Origin of the sequence: Terrabacter aeriphilus (assembly GCF_039542985.1) — a bacterium.
Classification (GTDB): Bacteria; Actinomycetota; Actinomycetes; order Actinomycetales; family Dermatophilaceae; genus Terrabacter; species Terrabacter aeriphilus.
In genome coordinates this window covers 100092-121014 of sequence record NZ_BAABIW010000026.1, presented here as the reverse complement: position 1 = coordinate 121014, position 20923 = coordinate 100092, and the positions used below count along the sequence as shown (strand labels likewise).

Annotated in this window: 22 protein-coding genes; 16 read left to right on the top strand and 6 right to left on the bottom strand. The window is 74.0% G+C overall.

Translation table 11 applies throughout. The features are described 5' to 3' along the window. Nucleotides 1-39 precede the first annotated feature (39 nt). The 5 genes from ABD979_RS18250 to ABD979_RS18230 all read left to right on the top strand — a co-directional run bounded on the left by ABD979_RS18250 (nt 40) and on the right by ABD979_RS18230 (nt 5036). The gene (locus ABD979_RS18250) at nt 40-768 is read left to right on the top strand and encodes a hypothetical protein (protein ID WP_345508938.1); all 729 of its coding nucleotides are present in this window, start codon (nt 40-42) and stop codon (nt 766-768) included. Between the two features lie 97 nt (nt 769-865). Continuing rightward, nucleotides 866-1066 carry a hypothetical protein gene (locus tag ABD979_RS18245; protein ID WP_345508937.1) on the top strand — a complete coding sequence of 67 codons (201 nt, stop codon included), beginning with the start codon at nt 866-868 and terminating at the stop codon, nt 1064-1066. 42 nt (nt 1067-1108) lie between these two features. Then, a complete protein-coding gene (locus tag ABD979_RS18240) occupies nt 1109-1882 on the top strand; it encodes an enoyl-CoA hydratase/isomerase family protein (protein WP_345508936.1) in 774 nt (257 codons plus the stop codon). An 86-nt stretch (nt 1883-1968) separates the two neighbouring features. Further along, nucleotides 1969-3894: an ABC transporter ATP-binding protein gene (locus tag ABD979_RS18235; protein WP_345508935.1), complete on the top strand. Its 1926-nt coding sequence runs from the start codon at nt 1969-1971 to the stop codon at nt 3892-3894. 131 nt (nt 3895-4025) lie between these two features. Next, nucleotides 4026-5036, top strand: coding sequence for a GNAT family N-acetyltransferase (locus tag ABD979_RS18230; RefSeq protein ID WP_345508934.1), 1011 nt, complete (start codon nt 4026-4028; stop codon nt 5034-5036). 68 nt (nt 5037-5104) lie between these two features. Here ABD979_RS18230 and ABD979_RS18225 read toward each other — a convergent pair whose 3' ends face one another. Both ABD979_RS18225 and ABD979_RS18220 read right to left on the bottom strand, forming a co-directional pair. Beyond that, on the bottom strand, nt 5105-5470 hold the full coding sequence (locus ABD979_RS18225; protein ID WP_345508933.1) for a VOC family protein: 366 nt from the start codon (nt 5468-5470) through the stop codon (nt 5105-5107). Continuing rightward, on the bottom strand, nt 5470-6267 hold the full coding sequence (locus ABD979_RS18220; RefSeq protein WP_345508932.1) for an SURF1 family cytochrome oxidase biogenesis protein: 798 nt from the start codon (nt 6265-6267) through the stop codon (nt 5470-5472). The genes ABD979_RS18225 and ABD979_RS18220 overlap by 1 nt, the downstream gene beginning before the upstream one ends. Nucleotides 6268-6300: 33 nt before the next feature. On the opposite strand from ABD979_RS18220, the gene moaA reads away from it, so the two are divergent. Next, entirely contained in the window at nt 6301-7323 is a 1023-nt protein-coding gene (gene moaA, locus ABD979_RS18215; protein ID WP_345508931.1) for a GTP 3',8-cyclase MoaA, read from the top strand. A gap of 229 nt (nt 7324-7552) precedes the next feature. Here moaA and ABD979_RS18210 read toward each other — a convergent pair whose 3' ends face one another. Beyond that, a complete protein-coding gene (locus ABD979_RS18210; protein WP_345508930.1) occupies nt 7553-8791 on the bottom strand; it encodes a hypothetical protein in 1239 nt (412 codons plus the stop codon). 116 nt (nt 8792-8907) lie between these two features. On the opposite strand from ABD979_RS18210, the gene ABD979_RS18205 reads away from it, so the two are divergent. The 6 genes from ABD979_RS18205 to ABD979_RS18180 all read left to right on the top strand — a co-directional run bounded on the left by ABD979_RS18205 (nt 8908) and on the right by ABD979_RS18180 (nt 14605). Next, the gene (locus ABD979_RS18205; RefSeq protein WP_345508929.1) at nt 8908-9978 is read left to right on the top strand and encodes an acyl-CoA dehydrogenase family protein; all 1071 of its coding nucleotides are present in this window, start codon (nt 8908-8910) and stop codon (nt 9976-9978) included. Continuing rightward, on the top strand, nt 9975-11324 hold the full coding sequence (locus tag ABD979_RS18200; protein WP_345508928.1) for a PIG-L family deacetylase: 1350 nt from the start codon (nt 9975-9977) through the stop codon (nt 11322-11324). Before ABD979_RS18205 ends, ABD979_RS18200 begins: the two co-directional genes overlap by 4 nt. Nucleotides 11325-11370: 46 nt before the next feature. Next, entirely contained in the window at nt 11371-12060 is a 690-nt protein-coding gene (locus ABD979_RS18195; RefSeq protein WP_345508927.1) for a glycosyltransferase family 2 protein, read from the top strand. 89 nt (nt 12061-12149) lie between these two features. Beyond that, the gene (locus tag ABD979_RS18190; RefSeq protein ID WP_345508926.1) at nt 12150-12413 is read left to right on the top strand and encodes a hypothetical protein; all 264 of its coding nucleotides are present in this window, start codon (nt 12150-12152) and stop codon (nt 12411-12413) included. 63 nt (nt 12414-12476) lie between these two features. Beyond that, nucleotides 12477-13436: a GNAT family N-acetyltransferase gene (locus ABD979_RS18185; RefSeq protein ID WP_345508925.1), complete on the top strand. Its 960-nt coding sequence runs from the start codon at nt 12477-12479 to the stop codon at nt 13434-13436. After that, nucleotides 13433-14605: a VOC family protein gene (locus ABD979_RS18180; protein ID WP_345508924.1), complete on the top strand. Its 1173-nt coding sequence runs from the start codon at nt 13433-13435 to the stop codon at nt 14603-14605. The genes ABD979_RS18185 and ABD979_RS18180 overlap by 4 nt, the downstream gene beginning before the upstream one ends. A gap of 15 nt (nt 14606-14620) precedes the next feature. Here ABD979_RS18180 and ABD979_RS18175 read toward each other — a convergent pair whose 3' ends face one another. Continuing rightward, a complete protein-coding gene (locus ABD979_RS18175; RefSeq protein WP_345508923.1) occupies nt 14621-15181 on the bottom strand; it encodes a DUF1990 domain-containing protein in 561 nt (186 codons plus the stop codon). A gap of 57 nt (nt 15182-15238) precedes the next feature. On the opposite strand from ABD979_RS18175, the gene ABD979_RS18170 reads away from it, so the two are divergent. Next, the gene (locus ABD979_RS18170; RefSeq protein ID WP_345508922.1) at nt 15239-15778 is read left to right on the top strand and encodes a P-loop nucleotide/nucleoside kinase family protein; all 540 of its coding nucleotides are present in this window, start codon (nt 15239-15241) and stop codon (nt 15776-15778) included. A 179-nt stretch (nt 15779-15957) separates the two neighbouring features. Here ABD979_RS18170 and ABD979_RS18165 read toward each other — a convergent pair whose 3' ends face one another. After that, entirely contained in the window at nt 15958-16206 is a 249-nt protein-coding gene (locus ABD979_RS18165) for a hypothetical protein (RefSeq protein ID WP_345508921.1), read from the bottom strand. Beyond that, nucleotides 16203-16493, bottom strand: a complete 291-nt coding sequence (locus ABD979_RS18160; protein ID WP_345508920.1) for a DUF3099 domain-containing protein — start codon at nt 16491-16493, stop codon at nt 16203-16205. The genes ABD979_RS18165 and ABD979_RS18160 overlap by 4 nt, the downstream gene beginning before the upstream one ends. A gap of 114 nt (nt 16494-16607) precedes the next feature. Here ABD979_RS18160 and fabG point away from each other — a divergent pair, with 114 nt between their 5' ends. The 3 genes from fabG to ABD979_RS18145 all read left to right on the top strand — a co-directional run bounded on the left by fabG (nt 16608) and on the right by ABD979_RS18145 (nt 20513). After that, on the top strand, nt 16608-17327 hold the full coding sequence (fabG, locus tag ABD979_RS18155) for a beta-ketoacyl-ACP reductase (RefSeq protein ID WP_345508919.1): 720 nt from the start codon (nt 16608-16610) through the stop codon (nt 17325-17327). 84 nt (nt 17328-17411) lie between these two features. Further along, nucleotides 17412-18173 carry an enoyl-ACP reductase FabI gene (gene fabI, locus ABD979_RS18150; protein WP_345508918.1) on the top strand — a complete coding sequence of 254 codons (762 nt, stop codon included), beginning with the start codon at nt 17412-17414 and terminating at the stop codon, nt 18171-18173. A 60-nt stretch (nt 18174-18233) separates the two neighbouring features. Further along, on the top strand, nt 18234-20513 hold the full coding sequence (locus tag ABD979_RS18145; RefSeq protein WP_345508917.1) for a tetratricopeptide repeat protein: 2280 nt from the start codon (nt 18234-18236) through the stop codon (nt 20511-20513). The last annotated feature ends 410 nt before the right edge of the window (nt 20514-20923 follow it).

Below are 20923 nucleotides of genomic sequence, written 5' to 3'. Positions count from 1 at the left end.
CTCCCGGGCCGTGTCGCACGCCGGCGCTACCGTGGCGTCATGGTTCCTGACGGCCGGGGCGGTGGCGGGCGGCGACGGCGGCGTCGCGAGTCACGCTCCAGCACGGGGGAGAACCGCCTCTGGCCGGCTCTCGCGGTGCTCGTCGCCGCACTGACGTACGCCGTGCTTCCCGAGAGCCTGCTCGTCGGCCCACGCCTCGCGATCCCGGCCGTCGAGCTCGTGCTGCTCGGCGCCCTGCTGCTGACGAACCCCCGGCGGATGGTCCGCCAGACCCGGTGGTCGCGCGCGACCTCGATCGCCCTCGCCTGCGTCGTCATCGCGACCAACCTCGTCGCCCTCGGCATGCTCGTCCGGACCCTGACGTCGGGCGAGCCGGGTGGCATGCCGCTCCTGGTCGCCGGGATGCAGGTGTGGCTGACGAACGTCATCGGCTTCGGCCTGCTCTTCTGGGAGGTGGACCGGGGCGGCCCGGTCGCCCGGCACACGCTCGCCCGCGACCGGCTGCCGCCCGCCGACTGGCGCTTCTCCCAGGACGAGAACCAGGACACGGTCACCGAGGTCGCTGCAACGTCGAGCGCTCGGAGCAATTGGCGGCCGGAGCTCGTCGACTACATCTACGTCTCCCTGACGAACTCCAGCGCCTTCAGTCCGACGGACACCATGCCGCTGACCCCGCGCGCCAAGGCGCTCATGGGTCTCGAGGCGACGGCGGCGCTGCTCACCTCGCTCCTCGTCGTCGCCCGGGCGATCGGCGCGCTCGGGCAGTGAACATCAGGAGGGCCCGGCGGCATGCATAATCGAATGCTCTGGCTTGCATAATGGACGGTTATTGCATCTGGGTGGCCCCGACCGGACACTGGGTGTCATGCCGACCGACCACCACCTGCGCTGCCCGTTCTGCTCGGGCGACGACGTGACGCCCTTCCCCGACCCGACCTCCGCCTGGTCGTGCCTGGGATGCATGCGCGTCTTCCGCGTGGAGCTCGTGCAGCCGGCCGCGGTGAGCGGCTGGGGCGTGCTGCAGGTCGTCGGCGCGAACCGTTCCGTCGGGGTCGCCGCGGCCTGACGGCTTCCGGGAAGGGTGCTGTGGCGCGGGTAGCCTGCGGGCATGACGCATCCGCACCTGGCCGTGGAGACCGACGGGCCCGTCCGCACGCTCACCCTCGACCACCCGGAGAAGCGCAACGCGCAGACGCCGTCGCTGTGGGCCGCGCTCGCACAGGAGGCGCGGTCGGTGCCCGACGACGTGCGCGTCGTCGTGCTGCGCGGCGCCGGCGAGGCGTTCTCGGCCGGCATCGACACCGCGATGTTCACGCCCGAGGGGGTGCCGGGCGAGGAGAGCATCGCCGCGCTCGCGGCCGGGGGCGCCGAGGGGATCCAGCGCGGCATCGCGGCCTACCAGGAGGGTTTCACGGCGTGGGCGCAGTGCCCGGCGGTCGTCGTCGCGCAGGTGCACGGCTACGCCATCGGCGCCGGCTTCCAGCTCGCCCTCGCCGCCGACCTGCGCATCGCGGCCCTCGACTCGTGGTTCGCGATGCGCGAGACGAGTCTCGGGCTCGTGCCCGACCTCGGCGGCACCGGTCCGCTCGTGCACCTGGTCGGCTACGCGCGGGCCCTCGAGATGTGCGCCACCGGCCGCCGGATCACGGCGCCCGAGGCGCACGGCATCGGGCTCGTCGGCTCGCTCGCACCCGCTGCGGACCTCGAGGAGGCCACCGAGTCGCTCGTCGACGCGCTGCTGGCCGCACCGGCCCCGGCGCTGCTCGCGCTCAAGCCGTTGCTGCGCGGCGCGATGGAGGGCGGGCGTGACGCGCAGCTGGCCCGGGAGCGGGAGGCCCAGACGGGTCTGCTGCAGGGTCTGCTCGGGGGCGCGGACGCCTGAGCGACCTTGCCTACGGATGGCCCGGGGAATCGCTGTCGGTGCCGCGCGGTTGGATGAAGGGACGCAAGGAGGTCTGAGCAGTGGGCATGCAGCCGTGGATGGCGATCCGATCGATGTCGCGTGACTCGTCGGTGACCGAGCGGAGCCTCTCGCCGGGCACCCGCCGCCGCGTGCTCACGTATGCCGGCCCCTACCGTCGGGCGATCATCGCCTTCCTCGCGGTCGTGGTGCTCGACTCGGTGCTCGTCGTCACCGTGCCGCTCCTGCTCAAGAGCCTCGTCGACGACGGCGTCATCCCGCAGGACTCCTCGGTCGTCGTGCGGCTCGCGCTCGTCGTGGCCGCCATCGCCGTGCTCGACGCCGTGCTCACCGTCATCTCGCGGTGGTACTCCTCGCGCATCGGTGAAGGTCTCATCAACGACCTGCGCACCCAGGTCTTCGGGCACGTGCTCCGTCAGCCGATCGCCTTCTTCACCCGGGCACAGACCGGCTCGCTCGTCTCGCGCCTCAACAACGACGTCGTCGGCGCCCAGCAGGCGTTCACCTCGGTGCTGTCCAACGTCGTGAGCAACATCGTCTCCGTCGTGCTCGTCGTGGGCGCCATGCTCGCGCTGTCGTGGCAGCTGACGCTCGGCTCGCTGCTGCTCGTGCCGCTCTTCCTCATCCCGGCCAAGGTGATGGGCCGGCGGCTCGCCAGCCTGTCGCACCGCCAGATGAACCTCAACGCCGACATGGGCACCCGGATGACCGAGCGCTTCAACGTCGCCGGTGCCCTGCTCGTGAAGCTCTTCGGCACCCCGGCGCGCGAGGAGGCCGAGTACGCCGACCGCGCCGGACGCGTGCGCGACATCGGCATCCAGATCGCGCTTAACCGCACGATCTTCATGGCCGCGCTGACCCTCGTCGCCGCCCTCGCCACGGCGATGGTCTACGGCTTCGGCGGCATCATGGCCGTCGGTGGCACGCTCTCGGTCGGCACGCTGCTCGCCCTGTCGGCGCTCCTCGGCCGCCTCTACGGCCCGCTGACGTCGCTCTCCAACGTCCGCGTCGACATCATGACGGCGCTCATCTCGTTCGAGCGCGTCTTCGAGGTGCTCGACCTCGAGCCGCTCGTCAAGGAGCGCCCGGGAGCGGTGGCGCTGCCCGTCGGGCCGCTCGGTGTCGAGCTCGACCACGTGGGCTTCCGCTACCCGTCCGCCGACGAGGTGTCGCTCGCCTCGCTCGAGTCGGTCGCCTCGGGCGACCGCCGGGGGAGCGGCGCGGTGCTCCACGACATCACCGTCTCGGCGCCGGCCGGCCACCTCGTCGCGCTCGTCGGCCCGTCGGGGGCCGGCAAGACGACGCTCACCTCGCTCGTCTCGCGGCTCTACGACCCGAGCGAGGGCGTCGTGCGCGTCGGCGGGGTCGACCTGCGCGACGTGACGATGACCTCGTTGCGCGAGCGCGTCGGGGTCGTGACGCAGGAGGCGCACCTGTTCCACGACACGATCCGCGCCAACCTGCTCTACGCACGGGCCGACGCCACCGACGAGCAGATCCACGCCGCGCTGCGCGCTGCGCAGATCAGCGACCTCGTCGACGAGCTGCCCGAGGGCCTCGACACCGTCGTCGGCGACCGCGGTCACCGGCTGAGCGGCGGTGAGAAGCAGCGCCTCGCCATCGCCCGGCTGCTGCTCAAGGCGCCCGACGTCGTCGTGCTCGACGAGGCCACCGCCCACCTCGACTCCGAGTCGGAGGTCGCGGTGCAGCGGGCGCTCGACGCCGCGCTCGAGGGGCGCACCTCGATCGTCATCGCCCACCGCCTGTCGACGATCCGCCAGGCCGACCTCATCGTCGTGCTCGACCACGGCCGCGTCGTCGAGACGGGCCGCCACGCCGAGCTGCTCGCCGCCGGTGGGCTCTACGCGGATCTGCACGCGACGCAGTTCGACGACCAGGCCGTCGAGCGCGCCGAGCACGAGGCGGGCCCTGACGCATCGGACGACGTCCCCGAGGCCGTGGCCCGCGTCTGACCCGCTCTCGAGGGTCGGCCGGGGATCGTCGGGGGTCGTCGGGGTTGTCCGCGCCCCCTCGGGAGCCGGGCCGTGGTGCGCCGCCACGAATCCGGTTGCGCCCCCGACTGCTCCTCGGGTCGGATGGGGCGGTGCTGACGACGCGACGCCTGACGGCCGACGACCCGCTGCTGCGTGACTGGCACGAGGCCGTGCGTGACGCCCACTTGGCCGACCGCGAGCCGGCCTGGTGGGAGTCGTGGGAGGCGACGCGGACCTACCTGGCGCGCCCGGCCGACCGGACGGCATACGTGATCGTGGCGGCGCTCGACGGTGGCGTCGTCGTCGGTGGCGCGGAGGTGTCGCTCCCGCTCGTCGACGACACCGACACGCTCTCGGTGGTGCTCGGGGTGCGGCCGGTGCACCGCCGTCGCGGCGCGGGTGACCTGGTCGCCGCCGAGGTGCGTGCGGTGGCGCGCGAGCACGGCCGCACCGTCGCGCAGACCGAGGTCTACGTGCCGGCAGGGGTGGCCTTCGAGGACTGGTGCGGCGGAGCGTTCGCGCGGCGGCACGGGTTGGGCAGCGTCAGCGCCGAGGACCGGCTGCTCGTCGACCTGCCCTACGACCCGGACCGGCTCGGGCGGCTCACCGATGCGGCCCAGGTGCCCGAGGGGTACCGCGTCGTCTCGTTCACGGGTCCGTGCCCGGACGACCTCGCGCCGGAGTGGGCGCGAATGCGCACGCAGATGAACGAGGACGTGCCGACGGGGGAGCTGACGCGCTCGGCATCGGTCGTCGACGTCGAGCGCATCCGCACCTCAGACGTGCGGATGGCCGAGCAGGGGTGGACGAAGGTGCGGTCGGTCGTGCTGACCGCGGACGGCGGCGGTGCGGGCTACACCGAGCTGTTCGTCTCGGCGCACGACCCCGACTTCGTGCTGCAGGACGACACCCTCGTCGACCGGGCGCACCGGGGGCGCGGGCTCGGCGCGGCGCTCAAGGCGGCCAACCTGCGCCAGCTCGCGTCGCTGGGGGAGCGGGTGGCCGGGCGTCGTTGGCTGCAGACCCACACCGAGCAGGGCAACGTCGCCATGCAGCGCACGAACGAGCGCTTCGGCTTCCGCCGGGTCGACGTGCTGCACGAGTGCGAGGGCGCGGTCTGAGCGCCGCGGTCAGCCGGGCGGGCCCGTCAGAGGTCGCGGTGCCCGCGCGGGCCGCGCCGGCCCGGGCGTCAGTGCAGCAGCTGCTGCAGCGCCCACGTGTTGCCGTCGGGGTCGCTCAGGTGGGCGTACTTGACGCCGCCCATGTCCTGCACGTCGGAGACGTCGACCCCGTTGTCGCGCAACGTCCCCCGCGCCTCGTCGATGTCGTCGACGACCAGATGGAGGTTCTGCACGCGCGGTGCGTCGGGTGCGCTCATGCCGACCCCGATGACGATCGAGCAGCTCGACCCCGGAGGCGTCAGCTGGACGACGCGCATGCCGTTGCCCGGCTCGACGTCGTGGTCGAGCACGAAGCCCATGCCGTCGGTGTAGAAGGCCTTGCTCGCGTCGACGTCCGTCGTCGGCAGTGGCACCAGCTCGAGTCGCATCTGCATCAGGCGTCCTCCTCGTCCCAGATCCGGACCTTCTTGGGCTTGACCGGTGCGTCGGGCCCGGCGGCGAGCGCACGCCCCGCGGCCGCCTCCCGGCGGACCGCGAAGAAGATGAAGGCGACGCCACCGGGCATGAAGAGCCACCACTGGTAGGCGTACGCCTGGTGCGGCCCGAGGTCCTCCTCGGGCTTCGGCAGCAGCCGCAGCGGGTGGGGGCCGGCGACCGCGGCAGGCTGCTGCGCGCCGAGCACGAGGTAGGCGTCTACGTCGCTGAGCGCGGGCACGCGGGCCCGTGCGTCGGTGAGGTTGATGCTCGCGAGCTGCGGCGGGGGCAGGTCGCGCCCGAGGCTGACCTCGCCGGTGCGCAGCCACCCGGTCACCTCGACCTGGCCCGACGGCGGTGGGTCGACGGCCGGGCTCGTCTCGGCGTTCGCGGCGTTGGGCACCCAGCCGCGATCGACGAGCAGCGTCAGCCCGTCGGCCTGCAGCGGCGTCAGCACCTCGAACCCCACCGTCGCGTCGAGCGTGCGGTTGCGCACGAGCAGGTCGGTGCCGACGGCATACGTGCCGGTGAGCGTGACCCGCGTCCACTGGCGCTCCGGGGGGAGCGGGGAGGCCACGAGACCGGGGGAGAAGGCGACGGGCGCGGCGCCGTAGTTGCGCGCGATCGCGTCGACCTTGGTGCGCTGCTCGACGTGGCGGTGCCACTGCCACAGGCCGAGGTAGTAGCAGGCGACCCCGAAGAGCACGGCGACGAGGGTCCACAGCAGCCACCGCCGGGTCAGCCAGAGTCGAAACACGGATTGACGGTACCCCGGCCTAGAGTGGGGCCCATGACCCGCCTACCCGACCCGAGCGTGCGCCCCGGCGGCCTCGTCGACCAGTTCGGCCGGGTGGCGCGTGACCTGCGCGTGTCGGTCACCGACCGCTGCAACCTGCGCTGCACGTACTGCATGCCGGCCGAGGGGCTCCCGTGGATGCCGCGGGCCGAGATGCTGAGCGACGAGGAGCTGCTGCGCGTCATCGGCATCTTCGTGCGCGACGGGGTCACCCAGGTGCGCCTCACCGGCGGCGAGCCGCTGCTGCGCCGGTCGCTCGTCGAGCTCGTGGCGGGCATCGCGGCGCTCGAGCCGCGCCCGAAGATCGCCATGACGACGAACGGCGTGGGGCTCGAGCGGGTCGCCTTCGGGCTCAAGGAGGCGGGGCTCGACCGGGTCAACGTCAGCCTCGACACCATCGACTCCGAGACCTTCACCCAGCTCACGCGGCGCGACCGGCTCGCCGACGTGGAGGCCGGCCTCAAGGCCGCGGCCGACGCGGGGCTCACCCCCGTCAAGGTCAACGCGGTCGCCATGCGCGGCATCAACGACCAGTCGGTCGCCGACGTGCTCGCCTGGTGCCTCGAGCGTGGCTACGAGCTGCGGTTCATCGAGCAGATGCCGCTCGACGCCCAGCACGCGTGGGACCGCACGCAGATGATCTCCGCCGACGAAATCCGCGAACGGCTCTCGGAGCGCTGGGAGCTCACGCCGCTGCCGGCGGCCGACCGCGGCAGCGCCCCGGCCGAGCGCTTCCTCGTCGACGGCGGGCCCGAGACGGTCGGCATCATCGCGAGCGTCAGCTCCCCGTTCTGCGCCGCGTGCGACCGCACCCGCCTCACGGCCGACGGCCAGGTGCGCAACTGCCTCTTCTCGACGACGGAGACCGACCTGCGCGGGCCGCTCCGCGAGGGGGCGACCGACGACGAGCTGCTCGGCCTGGTGCGCGGCGAGATGTGGCGCAAGCGCCGCGGCCACGGCATCGGCGACCCCGACTTCGTCCAGCCCGACCGCCCGATGTCCGCCATCGGCGGCTGAGGCCAACATCGCCCGCGCGCGACGTCCGCGGGCTACGGTGCTCCGATGACGACGCCGCCGAGGACACCACCGAGGACACCACCGACGCGCGCCCCGCGCCGGATGAACCTGCAGATGAAGCCGCGGATGATCCTGCGTTCGGTGTGGTGATCACCCCATCTGGTGCAGGTTCGTCCGCAGCATCATCCGTCCGCTCATCCAGCACGCCTGCCGGGGCCCGTACGCGAGGTCAGTGGCCGGTGGTGCCGAAGCCGTCGCTGAGGCCCGCCATGCCGTCGACGACCTGGACGGCGCCGATGTCGCGGGTGCGGTCGTCCCAGATGAAGGCGATGGCGCCGCTGACGTGGGGCTGCTCGGCGGCGAGCTGCTCGAGCACGCGTGACCGCGTCGTCGCCTCGCGCGCCCCGGGGGCGCCACCCGGGGTGGGCCGCATCAGCTCGACGTTGACCCAGAGCCGCGTGCCGACTGCGGCGCGCATCGCCCTCAGGTAGCTCTCGAGGGGTGCGACGTGCCCCGCCGCCGTCGACGAGTCGGACGCCAGCGCCGTCGTGCCGGTGCCGAGGCCGTCCTGCGGCGCGAGCACGAGCCGCGTGCCGCTGGCCGTCGCGGCGAGCATCGTCGCGCCACGGGCCGCCTGCTCGGGCGTCACGAAGGCCTTGTCACGCCGGGCCTCGAGGTAGGGCGAGAGCACGACGAGCGCCCGCGGCCACGCCCGGCTCACCGCGGCGTTCTGCGAGGCGTAGAGCTGCCGCACCGGGTTCCACGTGCGCGTGTCGGTCACCGGCATCTCGACGTGCTGGTAGAAGCCGTCCGCCCCCTCCGCGCGTGCCTCCACCACGAAACGCTGCGTGAAGGCCGCGAGGGTGGGCAGGTAGCTCGTGTCGGGCAGGTAGGCCACGCCGTCCTGCGACCCGGCCCGCGGCGCCGGCAGGCCGAGGATCGTCTTGGCGCCCAGGGCGTTCCCGGCACGGACGAGCGCGCCCTGGCGGTCGTCGGCGTCCGACGAGACGACGACCGTGCCGCGGCCGGTGTCGGTCACGGTCCACGTGACCCAGCAGATGCGCACCTGCTCGTCACCCGGGCGCAGCGCCGAGGGGCGCCAGCTGAGGCCCCCGGCGTACGCGTACGGCGTGCGGGAGCCGATGAGTCGCTGCACCTCCGACGGGAAGCTCGATCGCGCCGCGGGCTCGACACGGTGGCCGAAGGTGATCGCGTCGGCGCCCATCTCGCGGAGCTGGCGCTCGTTCGCCGCGACCGTCGGTGCGGGGAGGACGAAGAACGCGGAGATGCCGAGCCCGGTGCGCTCCGTCGCGGTCCCGGTGCCGGATGCCGTCGCGACCGTCGGGCGCGCAGGTGCGGGTGCCGCGTGGGTCGCGGAGGCCGTCCACGACGCGGCCACGGCACAGGCCGCCATCAGCAGGGCCGAGAGCACGGCGGCACGCCGACTCGTTCGCACCCCCAGGTCCATGCCATGACGATAGGTCAGGCCGCTGGGTGCTCGGTGCAGGTATCCCCGGACCGGGCTGTGCTCCCACCCCACGGGGTCGGCCGGGGCAACGTCGCGGCAATGGGTATGAGGGCACGGTGACGCCCACCCCTCCCGATGCCCCCGCCCGCCCCGTGTGGCTGGGACTCGACACCGCTCCGGACGGGTCTGTCGCCGAGCTCGCCCACGACCTCACGGCGGACGCTGATCCGCTCGCCGCCCTCGCGCTCGTGCGCCGCCACGCGGACGCCTTCCCGCTGCCGGGACGGGGGTCCACCCTGCAGCTGTGGGAGGCGCTCGCCACCGTCGCGGCCACCAGCCTCACCGCCGCCCGCGCCGTCGAGCCGCACCTCGACGCGCGCGCCATCCTGGCCGAGGCGCGGGACGCCGGTCACGAGGTGGCGGACGGTGACGCCGGGGGAGCGACGTGGGGCGTCTTCGCGGCGGAGGGCCCCGGTGTCCGGCTCGAGGCGCGAGACGACGGCGGCACGGTGCGCCTGCACGGCACCAAGCCGTGGTGCTCGCTCGCAGGTCGCCTCAGCCACGCGCTCGTCACCGCCTGGGACGGCCCCACCCGGCGACTGTATGCCGTCCGCCTCGGGCGCGAGCGCGGCGTGACCGTCGCGCCCGCCGCCTGGCACGCCCGGGGCCTGCCCGACGTGCCGAGTGGTCCCGTGACCTTCGACGGCACCGAGGCGACGCCGGTGGGTGAGCAGGGCTGGTACCTCGAGCGCCCCGGCTTCGCCTGGGGCGGCATGGGCGTGGCGGCGGTGTGGTTCGGCGGTGCGGTCGGCGTGGCCCGGCGACTGCTCCGCCAGGGCCGGGAACCGGACCAGATCGCGCAGCAGCACCTCGGGGCGGTCGACGCGGCGCTCTGGGCCGCGCGCAGCACGCTCGTGACCGCCGCGGCCGAGATCGACGGTGGCCGCGCGTCCGGCGCAGCCGGTGCCGCCCTCGCCCTGCGGGTGCGCCACGTCGTCGCCGAGACCGGCGAGGAGGTGCTGCGGCTGGTCGGGCACGCGACGGGACCGGCGCCGCTGGCCCTCGAGGCCGACCACGCGGCGCGGGTCGCCGACCTCACCCTCTACCTGCGCCAGGAGCACGCCGAGCGCGACGAGGCGGCCCTCGGCAAGCTCCTGCTCGAGACCGGCGACGGGAGCGCCTGGTGACGGCCCCGGTGCGCACCTTCACGCACGACGAGTCGGGCACGCCCGAGGCCCGGTGGAGCTCGGCGCCCGGCTGGAGCCGCGTCGCGAAGACCCCCGGCCTGGCCGACCTCGGCGTCCGGCGACTCGTCGTCGTCGCCGCCCACCCGGACGACGAGACGCTGGCGGCCGGTGGGCTCATCGCCCTGGCGGCCGCGGCGGGGCTCGAGGTGTGCCTCGTGCTGCTCACCGACGGGGAGGGCTCCCACCCGGCCTCACCGACGACGACGTCCGACGAGCTCGCTCGCCTCCGCGTCGAGGAGTCGCGGGAGGCCTTGCGGCTGCTGGCGCCCCACGCCCGGCTCGAGCGCCTGGGCCTGCCGGACGGCTCGGTCGCCGAGCACGTCGACCACGTCGTGACGACGATCGTCGACCTCGTCCGCGAGGACGGGCCCGAGACCCTGCTCGTCGCCCCGTGGCGCGCCGACGGGCACACCGACCACGACGCCGCCGGGCGCGCGGCCGCGGTGGCTGCCTGGCGCACCGACGCGCGGTTGTGGGAGTACCCCGTGTGGCTCTGGCACTGGGGCGAGCCGGACGACGCCCCGTGGGGCGACCTGCACGTGGTCCCGCTTCCCGACGAGGTGCGGACGGCGAAGGCCGGTGCCGTCGCCTGTCACCGCACCCAGGTGGCGCGGCTCTCCGACGAGGCTGGCGACGAGCGCGTCCTGCACGACGGGATGCTCGCCCACTTCGACCGTGGTCACGAGTCGTTCCTCTCGCTCGGCCCGCTGGCGGACGACAGCCTCGACCGGCTGCACGAGGACGTCGACGACCCGTGGAGCGTGCGCACGAGCTGGTACGAGGAGCGCAAGCGTGCGGTGACCCTGGCATCCCTCCCGCACCAACGGTATTCGCGGGCCCTGGAGGTCGGCGGCTCGATCGGACGGCTCGCGGCCGACCTCGCCGGGCGGTGCGACGAGCTCGTCGTCGTCGACGAGAGCGAGGCCGCCGTGCGGGCGGCCGAGGCAGGCCTGGCGGGCGACGCGGGCGTGACGGTGCTGCGCCGCACCGTGCCCGAGCAGTGGCCCGACGGCGCCTTCGACCTCGTCGTCGTCTCCGAGGTCGGCTACTTCCTCAGCCCCGAGCGCCTCCGTCAGCTGGTGCACCGCGTCGACGCCTGCCTGACTGCCGACGGGGTCGTGGTCCTCTGCCACTGGCAGCACCCGATCGAGGGCTGGCCGCTCGACGGGGCTCGCGTCGCCGAGATCTGGCAGCACGAGAGCGAGCTGCCGGTGCTCGCGAGCCACCTCGAGGCCGACTTCGCGCTGCACGTGCTGTCGCGCACCGCCGCCCACCGGGCCACCTGACGTGACCGCGTCGCGGGCGCCCCGGCCCCTGTCCCACGTGCACGTCGTGGTCCCGGCTAAGGACGAGGAGGCCCTCCTGCCGCGGGCGCTTCACTCCCTTGACGTCGCCGTCGCGGAGCTGGCGCTCGCCAGACCGGACCTACTGGCCGTGGTCACCGTCGTCCTCGACGCGTGCACGGACGGCTCGGCACGCGCCGTCGCGGACCACCCCGCGGTGCGGGCGGTGTCGCTCGACGTGCGCTGCGTCGGTGCCGCCCGGGCGCACGGTGTGACGAGGGCGACCGGAGGCGTGGCGGACGAGGTGGCCGACCGTCACTGGCTCGCGACGACCGACGCCGACGGGATCGTGCCCGCCGACTGGCTCGTGCGCCAGGTCGTGCTCGCCGACAGCGGCATCGACCTCGTGGCCGGCACGGTCGAGCCCGACCCGGGCGACCTCGACCCGGTGACCCTCGCCCGGTGGTGGTCCTTGCACCCGCTGAGCGACGGGCACCCGCACGTGTTCGGGGCCAACCTCGGGGTGCGGCTCTCGGCCTACCGCCGGGCGGGTGGCTTCGACGCCGTCGCGCTGCACGAGGACGTCGGCCTCGTCGAGCGCGCGCGGTCGACGGGCGCGACCTTCCTCGCCTCGTCAGCCGTGCACGTGCGCACGTCGGGCCGCACCCGGGGCCGCGCGCCCGGCGGCTTCGCGGACTACCTCGGCGCCCTGGCCACGGGGCCGTCCCTCACGGGCTGACGGCATACGGGCCCGGGGAACGCGCCCGCCGGGGGGTCGCCGGCAGTACGGTGCTCGGGACCGATGGACCGCCGAGGGCAGGGGAGCTCGTGGGTGACGACAGGACGGCCTCGCCGTGGGTGACCGCGTTCGGGTGCGTGCTGGCGGTGGCCGGCGCCGTCGTCGCGGGGTACGGCGCCTGGTACCTGACGGGGGCCCTCTCGGCCGACAACCGGACGAACCCGCTGCGCGAGATCGGCATCGCCATCGGGGCGGGCGCGCTCGTCGTCGGCGCGCTGCCGTGCCTCGCCGGCCTGGGGCTGGTGGTGCGAGGCGTTCGTCGGCGACGCGTGCCGGTGAGCCACCGCCACTGAGCGCGGCCCCGTCTGCCGATAATCGCTGTGCGGCGACGGGCCTCGTGGCGTTGGATGGCGCGCGTGACCATCGCGATCGAGACCCCGACCCTCGCCGAGCTCGACGACGTCGTCGCCGCGCTGGCGTCCTGGCAGCGTGAGGGCGCGCCCGTGCAGCTGCACCCGGGTGACCTCGGCTGGAACTGGAGCCTCGGCGGTGAGCGGACGGCTGCCGCGGTGCGGCTCTGGCGACGAGAGGGCGTGGTCGTCGCGGCCGGGCTGCTCGACGGGCCGACCCTGGTGCGGATGGCGGTGTCCCCGGAGGTCGACACCGACGAGGACGTCGCCGCCCGACTGGTCGCCGACCTGACCGACCCGTCGGCCGGGGTGCTGCCCGAGGGCACTGCCTCGGTCGAGATGCGCGCCGGCTCGGCCGTGCGCCGACGACTCACCGTCGAGGGGTGGACTCCCGACGAGCCGTGGACCCCGTTGCGCCGCAGCCTCTCCGAGCCCGTCCCGGATGCCGCGCTGCAGGTCGAGGTGGTGGACGGTGACAGTGCGCTCGAGCGCGTCGACGTGCACCGGGGGGCCTTCGCCAACTCGACGTTCAGCGTGGAGCGGTGGGAGGCGATGGCGGCCACCCCGGCCTATCGCGACGCCCGCTGCCTCCTCGGCCGCGATGCCGACGGCACTCCCGTCGCGGCTGCCACCGTCTGGTCGGCGGGCCGGGGCCGGCCCGGACTGCTCGAGCCCGTCGGCGTGCACCGCGACCACCAGGGGCACGGCCACGGCACGGCGATCTCGCTGGCGGCAGCCGCCGCGCTGCGCGAGATGGGGGCGTCGAGCGCGACCGTGTGCACGCCGAGCAGCAACGTGGCGGCCGTGGCGACGTATGCCGCAGCCGGCTACACGCGCCTGCCCGACGTCACCGACTTCCGCCGCCCGGAGCGACGAACCCGCCGACGGTCGCCAGGGCCTGGGCGACGGTCGGGGTGGCTTCGCGCCCGCGGATCGTCCGGGTGGGCGCCTAGGTTGTCTCCATGAGCTCTTCCGGTTCGGACTGGCGGGTCATCGACGGTGTCACCACGGCGTGGTTCGACGCGCCCTCCCTCGTCGCCGGGGCGGTGCTGGCCGAACGTGCCCTCGCGTCGTCGCCCGAGGCCCGGATCGAGCTGCGTGACCGTGGGGTGCGCATCCGGGTGGATGCGGCCGACGAGGCGGGCACCGTGTCGGAAGCTGCCCGCGGGCTCGGCCTGACGGCCGAGCCCGGCCGACTGCAGCAGCTGGGCGTCGTCTTCGAGAGCGCGAATCCGACTGGGGTCTCGACGTTCTGGCAGCGGGTGACGGGCTACGACGCCGTGGCTCCAGCGACGCTGACCGACCCGCTCGGACGTGGACCGACCCTGCGCATCCGGCCGTCGCGCGAGCGACGCACGGAGCGGCACCGCATCCACCTCGACGTCGTGCGGCCCGAAGCGGTGGTGGAGGAGGTGCGCCCGGGGGAGCCGTCCGGGCCCTACGGCGTCTGCCACCGGGACCCCGACGGCAACGAGGTCGACCTCGTGCCCGGCGGGTCGCTCGGGGAGCAGCCCGAGACCGACGACTGGCGTGAGGTCTTCGCGGCCGTGGCCTGCTACCGGGTCCGTTCGACGCGCGAGCAGGTCGCCCTGGCGACGGCCGCCGCCCGGCTCGCCGACGACGTCGGCTTCCCGCTGCTCGTCGACCTGCGCCCCGGCCTCGTCGTCCTCGACAGCGGCAAGGACCGGTGGGACCCCGGGGCGCACGGCCTGGACGTCGACTTCGACGCTCTGGCGGTCGTCCTCCAGGCCGCGGCCCGCGGCCTCGGGGCGGTCGCCGACCCGACGGCGCCCCGCTTCGTCCAGCTGTTCCTCGACGCGGCGGACGTCGCCGCGGTGCGCGCCTGCTGGGTCGCCGCGCTGAGCTACGTCGAGGACCGGCGAGCCCACACCACCGACATCGTCGACCCGGACCGGCTCGGGCCCGAGGTGGTGTTCCAGCAGATCGACCTCGCCGAGACCGGTCGCCGCACGCAGCGCAACCGCATCCACGTCGAGCTCGCGGTGCCGTCCGACGCCGCGGCGGCGCGGGTCGAGACGGTGCTCGCGGTGGGTGGCCGACTCCTCGAACAGGCCGGTGCCCGTTGGCGCCTCGCGGACCCCGAGGGCAACGAGATCGTGGTCGTCGCGGGCTGAGGTCGCAGGTCTGCGTCAGCGGGGCGCGGGCGCGTCGAGGGCCCTGAGGTAGCGGCGCGTCATCCACTGCTGGACGGCCCGCGACACCGGTCCGCCGACCCGCGCCAGGAGCGTCGCCGGCCTCGAGACGGCACTCACCGTGAGCCGCACCCGGCCGTCGGGCGTCTGCTCGAGCACGAACCACTCCTCGCCGCACTCCGGGTGCCCCGGCAGCGTGGCGTAGGCGAACCCCCGCCTGCCCGGCTCGTCGACGACCCCGACGACGCGGCACGGGATCCGGAGGGCCAGCGGGCCGACACCGAGCGACATCGACACGACGGTCCCGACCTCGGCGACGGGCTCGGAGGCGGCGACCCGCAGGCCGGCCCGTGACTGCAGCTGCCAGCCGAACAGCTCGCGCACCGCCTCGTCGAAGTCGCGGCGGGCGAGCACGCGCGTCGCGGCGAAGCGATGGAACCCCGGGCCCCCGTCGCCGGGCTGCCCTTCGGTCGGCTGGTCGGAGCGGTAGGTCACCGGTGCGGCACGGAGCGCCTCGGCCGACGCGGGGTCGAGGCGGCATACGGTCATGGCATCCATGGTGGCCCATGCCAGCGCGCGAGGTGCGGGCGAGGTGCGGGCGAGGGAGGGGACGACATGACGCGGGCTCCGACGCTGCTGCTGACGGTCGGGCTCCCGGCCACCGGCAAGACGACGACGGCGCGGAGGCTCGAGGCCGAGCGCGGCGCCCTGCGGCTGACCAAGGACGAGTGGGTCAAGGCACTCTTCGGCGAGGCAAACCCGCCGATGGCCTCGGACGTCATCGAGGGCCGGCTCGTCGACGTGGCGCTGCGAGCCCTCGACCTGGGCGTCGACGTCGTGCTCGACTTCGGGCTGTGGGGCCGCGACGAGCGCACCTGCCTGCGGCACGCGGCCCGCGAGGTCGGAGCCGTCGCCCTGCTGGTCCACCTGCCGCTGCACCCGGCCGAGCAGCGCCGACGGGTCGACGAGCGCCAACGGCTCGCGCCCGGGACGACGTGGCCGATGAGCGACGTCGAGCTCGCGTCGTGGGCCGCGCAGTTCGAGGTGCCCACCCCGGGGGAGCTCGACGGCACCGAACCGCTCGACGAGCCGCCGGCCGGCTTCGCCAGCTGGGCGCACTGGCGTCGGCACCGCTGGCCCGCCGCGGTGGGGTGAGTCACGGGGTTCCGCGGGAGCCTGCACGCGGCCTCGCGCGGCGTGCTGCCGATCATGCTGCAGGTGATGGGGTGATCACCCCAGCGGGCGCAGCACCATCTGCATCACGATGTGCATCGCGCCGCGCGCCAGGTGACCCGGCGCTCGGGACGACGCGGACGGCATACGCGACGAGCGCCTCAGCCGTCGGCGGCGGTGAGCGTCTCGACGGGCACGACCTCGATGAGGAAGCCGCGCAGGCTGATGAAGTCGGTGAGCGACTGCCGGTGCTCCTCACACGCGAGCCACACCTTGCGGCGCTCCGGCTCGTGGAGCTTGGGGTTGTTCCACACGACCGCGTGCACGGCGTCGTTGCGGCAGCCCTTGGCGCTGCAGACCTGCCCGTCCACGCTCGCCCCGCCGGAGCCCGACAGGAACGAGGCGGTCACCGCTCGATCCGCCGCGTGTCGTCACGCGGGACGACCGACTGGATGCTGCCCGCCTGGCGGGGGCTCACGGCGTTGGCCAGCACCACGGCCACGTAGGGGATGAAGACGGCGGCGAGCACGGCCGTCCAGCGCAGCCAGCCGGAGGTGACGAAGACCAGGCCGAAGCACGCGATGCGGATGCCCATCATCGTGAGGTAGCGCTTGACCCGCTGGTCCTGGTCGTCCGTGGTGGACGTGGCAGCCGACGTGACCGAGTGCACGACGGGCTCGTTCTTCGCTCTTGGCACCCATCCACCATAAGCCGGTTCCGACAGGCCCGGGACGTGGCTGTCTACCCTTGGGTAGTCCGTTAGGTTTCGGGCAGACAGCGACACCGGCACCCGCCGGCGGATGGAGGAAACGTGGCAACGACCGAGGCGCGCAACGTGCTCGTGACCGGCGGCAACCGAGGCATCGGCCTCGCGATCGCCCGGGCCTTCCAGGAGGCCGGCGACCGGGTCGTCGTCACGCACCGCTCCGGGCAGCCCCCGGAGGGCCTCGAGGGCGTCATCTGCGAGGTGACCGACACCGCGTCGGTCGACGCCGCGTTCACTGCCGCCGAGGAGATCTTCGGCGGTCCGGTCGAGGTGCTCGTCGCCAACGCCGGCATCACCCGCGACACCCTCCTCATGCGGATGAGCGACGAGGAGTTCGACTCGGTCATCGACACGAACCTCGCCGGCGCCTTCCGCTGCGCGCGTCGCGCCGCCACCGGCATGATCCGCAAGCGCCGCGGCCGGATCGTGCTCATCAGCAGCGTCGTCGGGCTCTACGGCTCGCCGGGGCAGACGAACTATGCCGCCTCCAAGGCCGGCCTCGTCGGCCTCGCCCGCTCGATCTCGCGCGAGCTCGGCGGCCGGGGCATCACCGCGAACGTCGTCGCGCCCGGGTTCATCGACACCGAGATGACGGCCGTGCTGCCCGACGACCAGAAGAAGGCCTACCTCGCGAACATCCCCGCCGGCCGGTTCGCGACGCCCGAGGAGGTCGCCGCCGTCGTGCGCTTCGTCGCGAGCGACGACGCGGCGTACGTGACGGGCGCCGTCATCCCCGTCGACGGCGGACTCGGCATGGGGCACTGAGCCCAGCGGACGGCATACGCCCCCGGATGCCGTCACTACCCTCGTGCGCCACGCGCCCCCACCCACGGAGAGAAAGTCGCAGACATGGGAATCCTCGAAGGCAAGAAGCTCCTCATCACCGGCGTCCTCATGGACAGCTCGATCGCGTTCCACGTCGCGAAGATCGCCCAGCAGGAGGGCGCGACCGTCGTGCTCACCTCGTTCGGGCGCACGATGCGGATCACGCAGACGATCGCCAAGCGCCTGCCGGTGACGCCCGAGGTCATCGAGCTCGACGTCGCGAACCAGGAGCACCTCGACACCCTCGCCGAGCGCCTCGGTGAGCACGTCGACTCCCTCGACGGCGTGCTGCACTCCATCGGCTTCGCGCCGCAGGGCGCCTTCAACTTCCTCGAGGGGACGTGGGAGGACGTGTCGACGGCCGTGCAGATCTCGGCCTACAGCCTCAAGGCGCTCGCCGTCGCGGCCCTGCCGCTCATGACGTCCGGCGGCAGCGTCGTCGGCCTGACCTTCGACGCGAAGTTCGCCTGGCCGGTCTACGACTGGATGGGCGTGGCCAAGGCCGCCTTCGAGTCGACGAACCGCTACCTCGCGCGCGACCTCGGCCCGAAGAACGTGCGGTGCAACCTCGTGGCGGCCGGCCCGATCCGCACGACGGCGGCCAAGTCGATCCCCGGCTTCGAGCAGTTCGAGCAGATCTGGGACGAGCGCGCCCCGCTCGGCTGGGACGTCAACGACCCGGTGCCGGCGGCGCAGGCGTGCGCGGCGCTGCTCTCGGGCTGGTTCCCGGCGACGACGGGCGAGATCGTGCACGTCGACGGCGGCGTGCACGCGATGGGCCAGTGACCGGCCCGGTCTCGGGTCGTCACGCGCGGACGGCTGGCGCGGCTCGATAGAGTCCTGCCCATGCCTCACGCCGGGACCGAGCCCAGCCCCCAGTCGACCGACGTCGAGCCCGCCACCGCCTCGGGCGCGGCCGCACCGGCCGCGCCGCCGGCGGTGCGCGTCGACGAGGTGCGGGTGCTCGACGGGCCCAACCTCTACTTCGCCCGGCCGGCCATCAAGGTGATCCTGCACCTGCCCGGCTACCTCGACCTCCGGCGCACCGAGGCCGAGGCGCTCGCCGCCCGGCTGGGCATGCGGTCGGCGCGGCCCGGGCGACGCGGCACCGCGCTGCGCCAGCGCTTCGTCATGCGCGTCATCCGCACGGTGATGCGCCGCCTCGGCACCGAGATCGGCGCGGGCCGGCTCGGCGTGCGGGTGCGCGCCGGCCAGACCGCCCTCGACGTCGTGCTCGCATTCCCGTGGGTGCACCGCACGCGCGGGCGCGTGGCCGGCGAGCAGGTCGGCGCCGTCATGGCCGGCCTGCTCGACCGCTCGCGCCGGGCCGACGAGGTCATCGAGGCGGCCGCCGCCGAGATCCTCGCCGCGCCGGACGGCCCGGGCCCCAGCGTGCTCACCCCGACCGTGCCCGTCGCCTCGGTGACCGGCACGAACGGCAAGACGACGACGACCCGGCTCATGGCGCACATGTGCATGACGGCCGGGCTCACGACGGCGTGGAGCTCCACCGACGGCGTCGTCGTCATGGGGGAGACGAAGGAGGAGGGCGACTTCTCCGGACCCGCCGGCGCGCGCGGTGTCCTCGAGACGCCGGGGCTCGACATCGGCATCCTCGAGACGGCCCGGGGAGGCATGCTGCTCAAGGGGATGGGCGTCACGGCCAACGACGTCAGCGTCGTGACGAACGTCAGCGCCGACCACCTCGGGATGCAGGGCATCGACACCCTCGACCAGCTCGCCGAGGTCAAGGCCATCGTCACGACGGTGACCAAGCCGCAGGGCTGGGTGGTGCTCAACGGCGACGACCCACGCGTGTGGGCCATGCGCTTCGGCATCAAGGCCAAGCCGTGGGCCTTCAGCCTCGACCCGGCCTCGCCCGCGCTCTGGGAGTCGATCAACTCGGGCGGGCGCGGCATCACCGTGCTCGACGGCGAGATCGTCGTGCTCTCGCCCAACGGCGACCCCGACCGGCTCGTCAAGATCGTCGACGTGCCGATGACGCTGAGCGGACTGTCGCGCAACAACATCGCCAACGCGCTCGCTGGTGCGGCGGCGGCGCTCGGCCTCGGGGTGCCACGCTCGGCCGTCGTCGAGGGGCTGCGCACCTTCGCGCCCGACCCTGAGCACAACTGGGGCCGGCTCAACACGTACTCCGTGCCGCTCGAGGGGGGCGGCAAGGCCACGGTCATCATGGACATGGCGCACAACGAGGCCGGCCTCGAGGCGCTGCTCGAGGTCTCGCGCGGTCTGGCCGCGCCCGGTGGCGCGGTGCGCCTCGGCCTCGGCTGCGCGGGCGACCGCGCCGACGAGGCGATCGTGTCGATGGGCGAGATCGCCGGCCACGGCGCCGAGGAGGTCGCGCTCAAGGTCGCGGCCCACTACCTGCGAGGCCGCACCGAGGACGAGCTGCTCGGGCTGTTCCGCGAGGGGCTGGCCAAGGTCGGCGTGCTCGACGTGCCGAGCCACTACACCGAGCTCGCGGCCCTCGAGACCCTAGTGCAGCACGCCCACGACGGCGACGTCGTGGCGCTCATGTGCCACGCCGAGCGGGCCGAGGTCGACGCGTGGGTGCGCGCGAACGGCGGCAAGGTCGACGACGCCCGCTCGATCCGGCGCAAGGTCGTGGCCGCTCGCGGTGAGCACGAGCTGGAGTCCGAGATCGCGGCGCTCTGGGAGACGACGGACGACGCGGCACGGATCGCGACGGCCCAGCAGCTCGTCGACGACCACCCCGGCGACGCGCGGCTCGTCTTCGAGCTCGCGGGTGCGCACGACACCTCGGGTGACGAGCAGGGCGCGATCGGCCTCTACGAGCAGGCGCTGTCGGCAGGGCTCAAGGAGCCGCACCGGCACCGCGCCCAGCTGCAGCTCGCCTCGAGCCTGCGGGTCGTGGGCCGGCCCGCGGAGGCGTTGCCGCTCCTCCACGACGTGCTCGCCTCGCGGCCGCACAACACCGCGGCCCTGATGTTCCGGGCCCTGGTGCAGGCCGACCTGGGCCAGGAGCGGCAGGGCCTGGCCGACCTGATCCGCGGCACGCTCGAGGCGACGACCGACGTCGACACCCAGGCCTACCGCCGGGCCCTGCGCGCCTACGCCGACGAGCTGTCCCCGGCCGCCGACTGACCCGACCACCCGCGAACGGCGCGGTGCGAGCGGAACCGCGCGACCCGGCATACGCAACCCGCGCCGTGGCGCAGTTCCAGCCGTGATCGGGTATGCCGGCCGGCTGGAACTGCGCCGTGGCGCACTTCCAGCCGTGAATCGGGCCTGGTTGAGGCTGGAACCGCGCCGTGGCGCAGTTCCAGCCGTGATCGGGTATGCCGGTCGGCTGGAACCGCGCCGTGGCGCACTTGCAGCCGTGATCGGGTATGCCGGCCGGCTGGAACCGCGCCGTGGCGCACTTGCAGCCGTGATCGGGTATGCCGGCCGGCTGGAACCGCGCCGTGGCGCAGTTCCAGCCGTGATCGGGTATGCCGGCCGGCTGGAACCGCGCCCTGGCGCAGTTCCAGCCTCGGCGGGACGGGCGCCGCGGC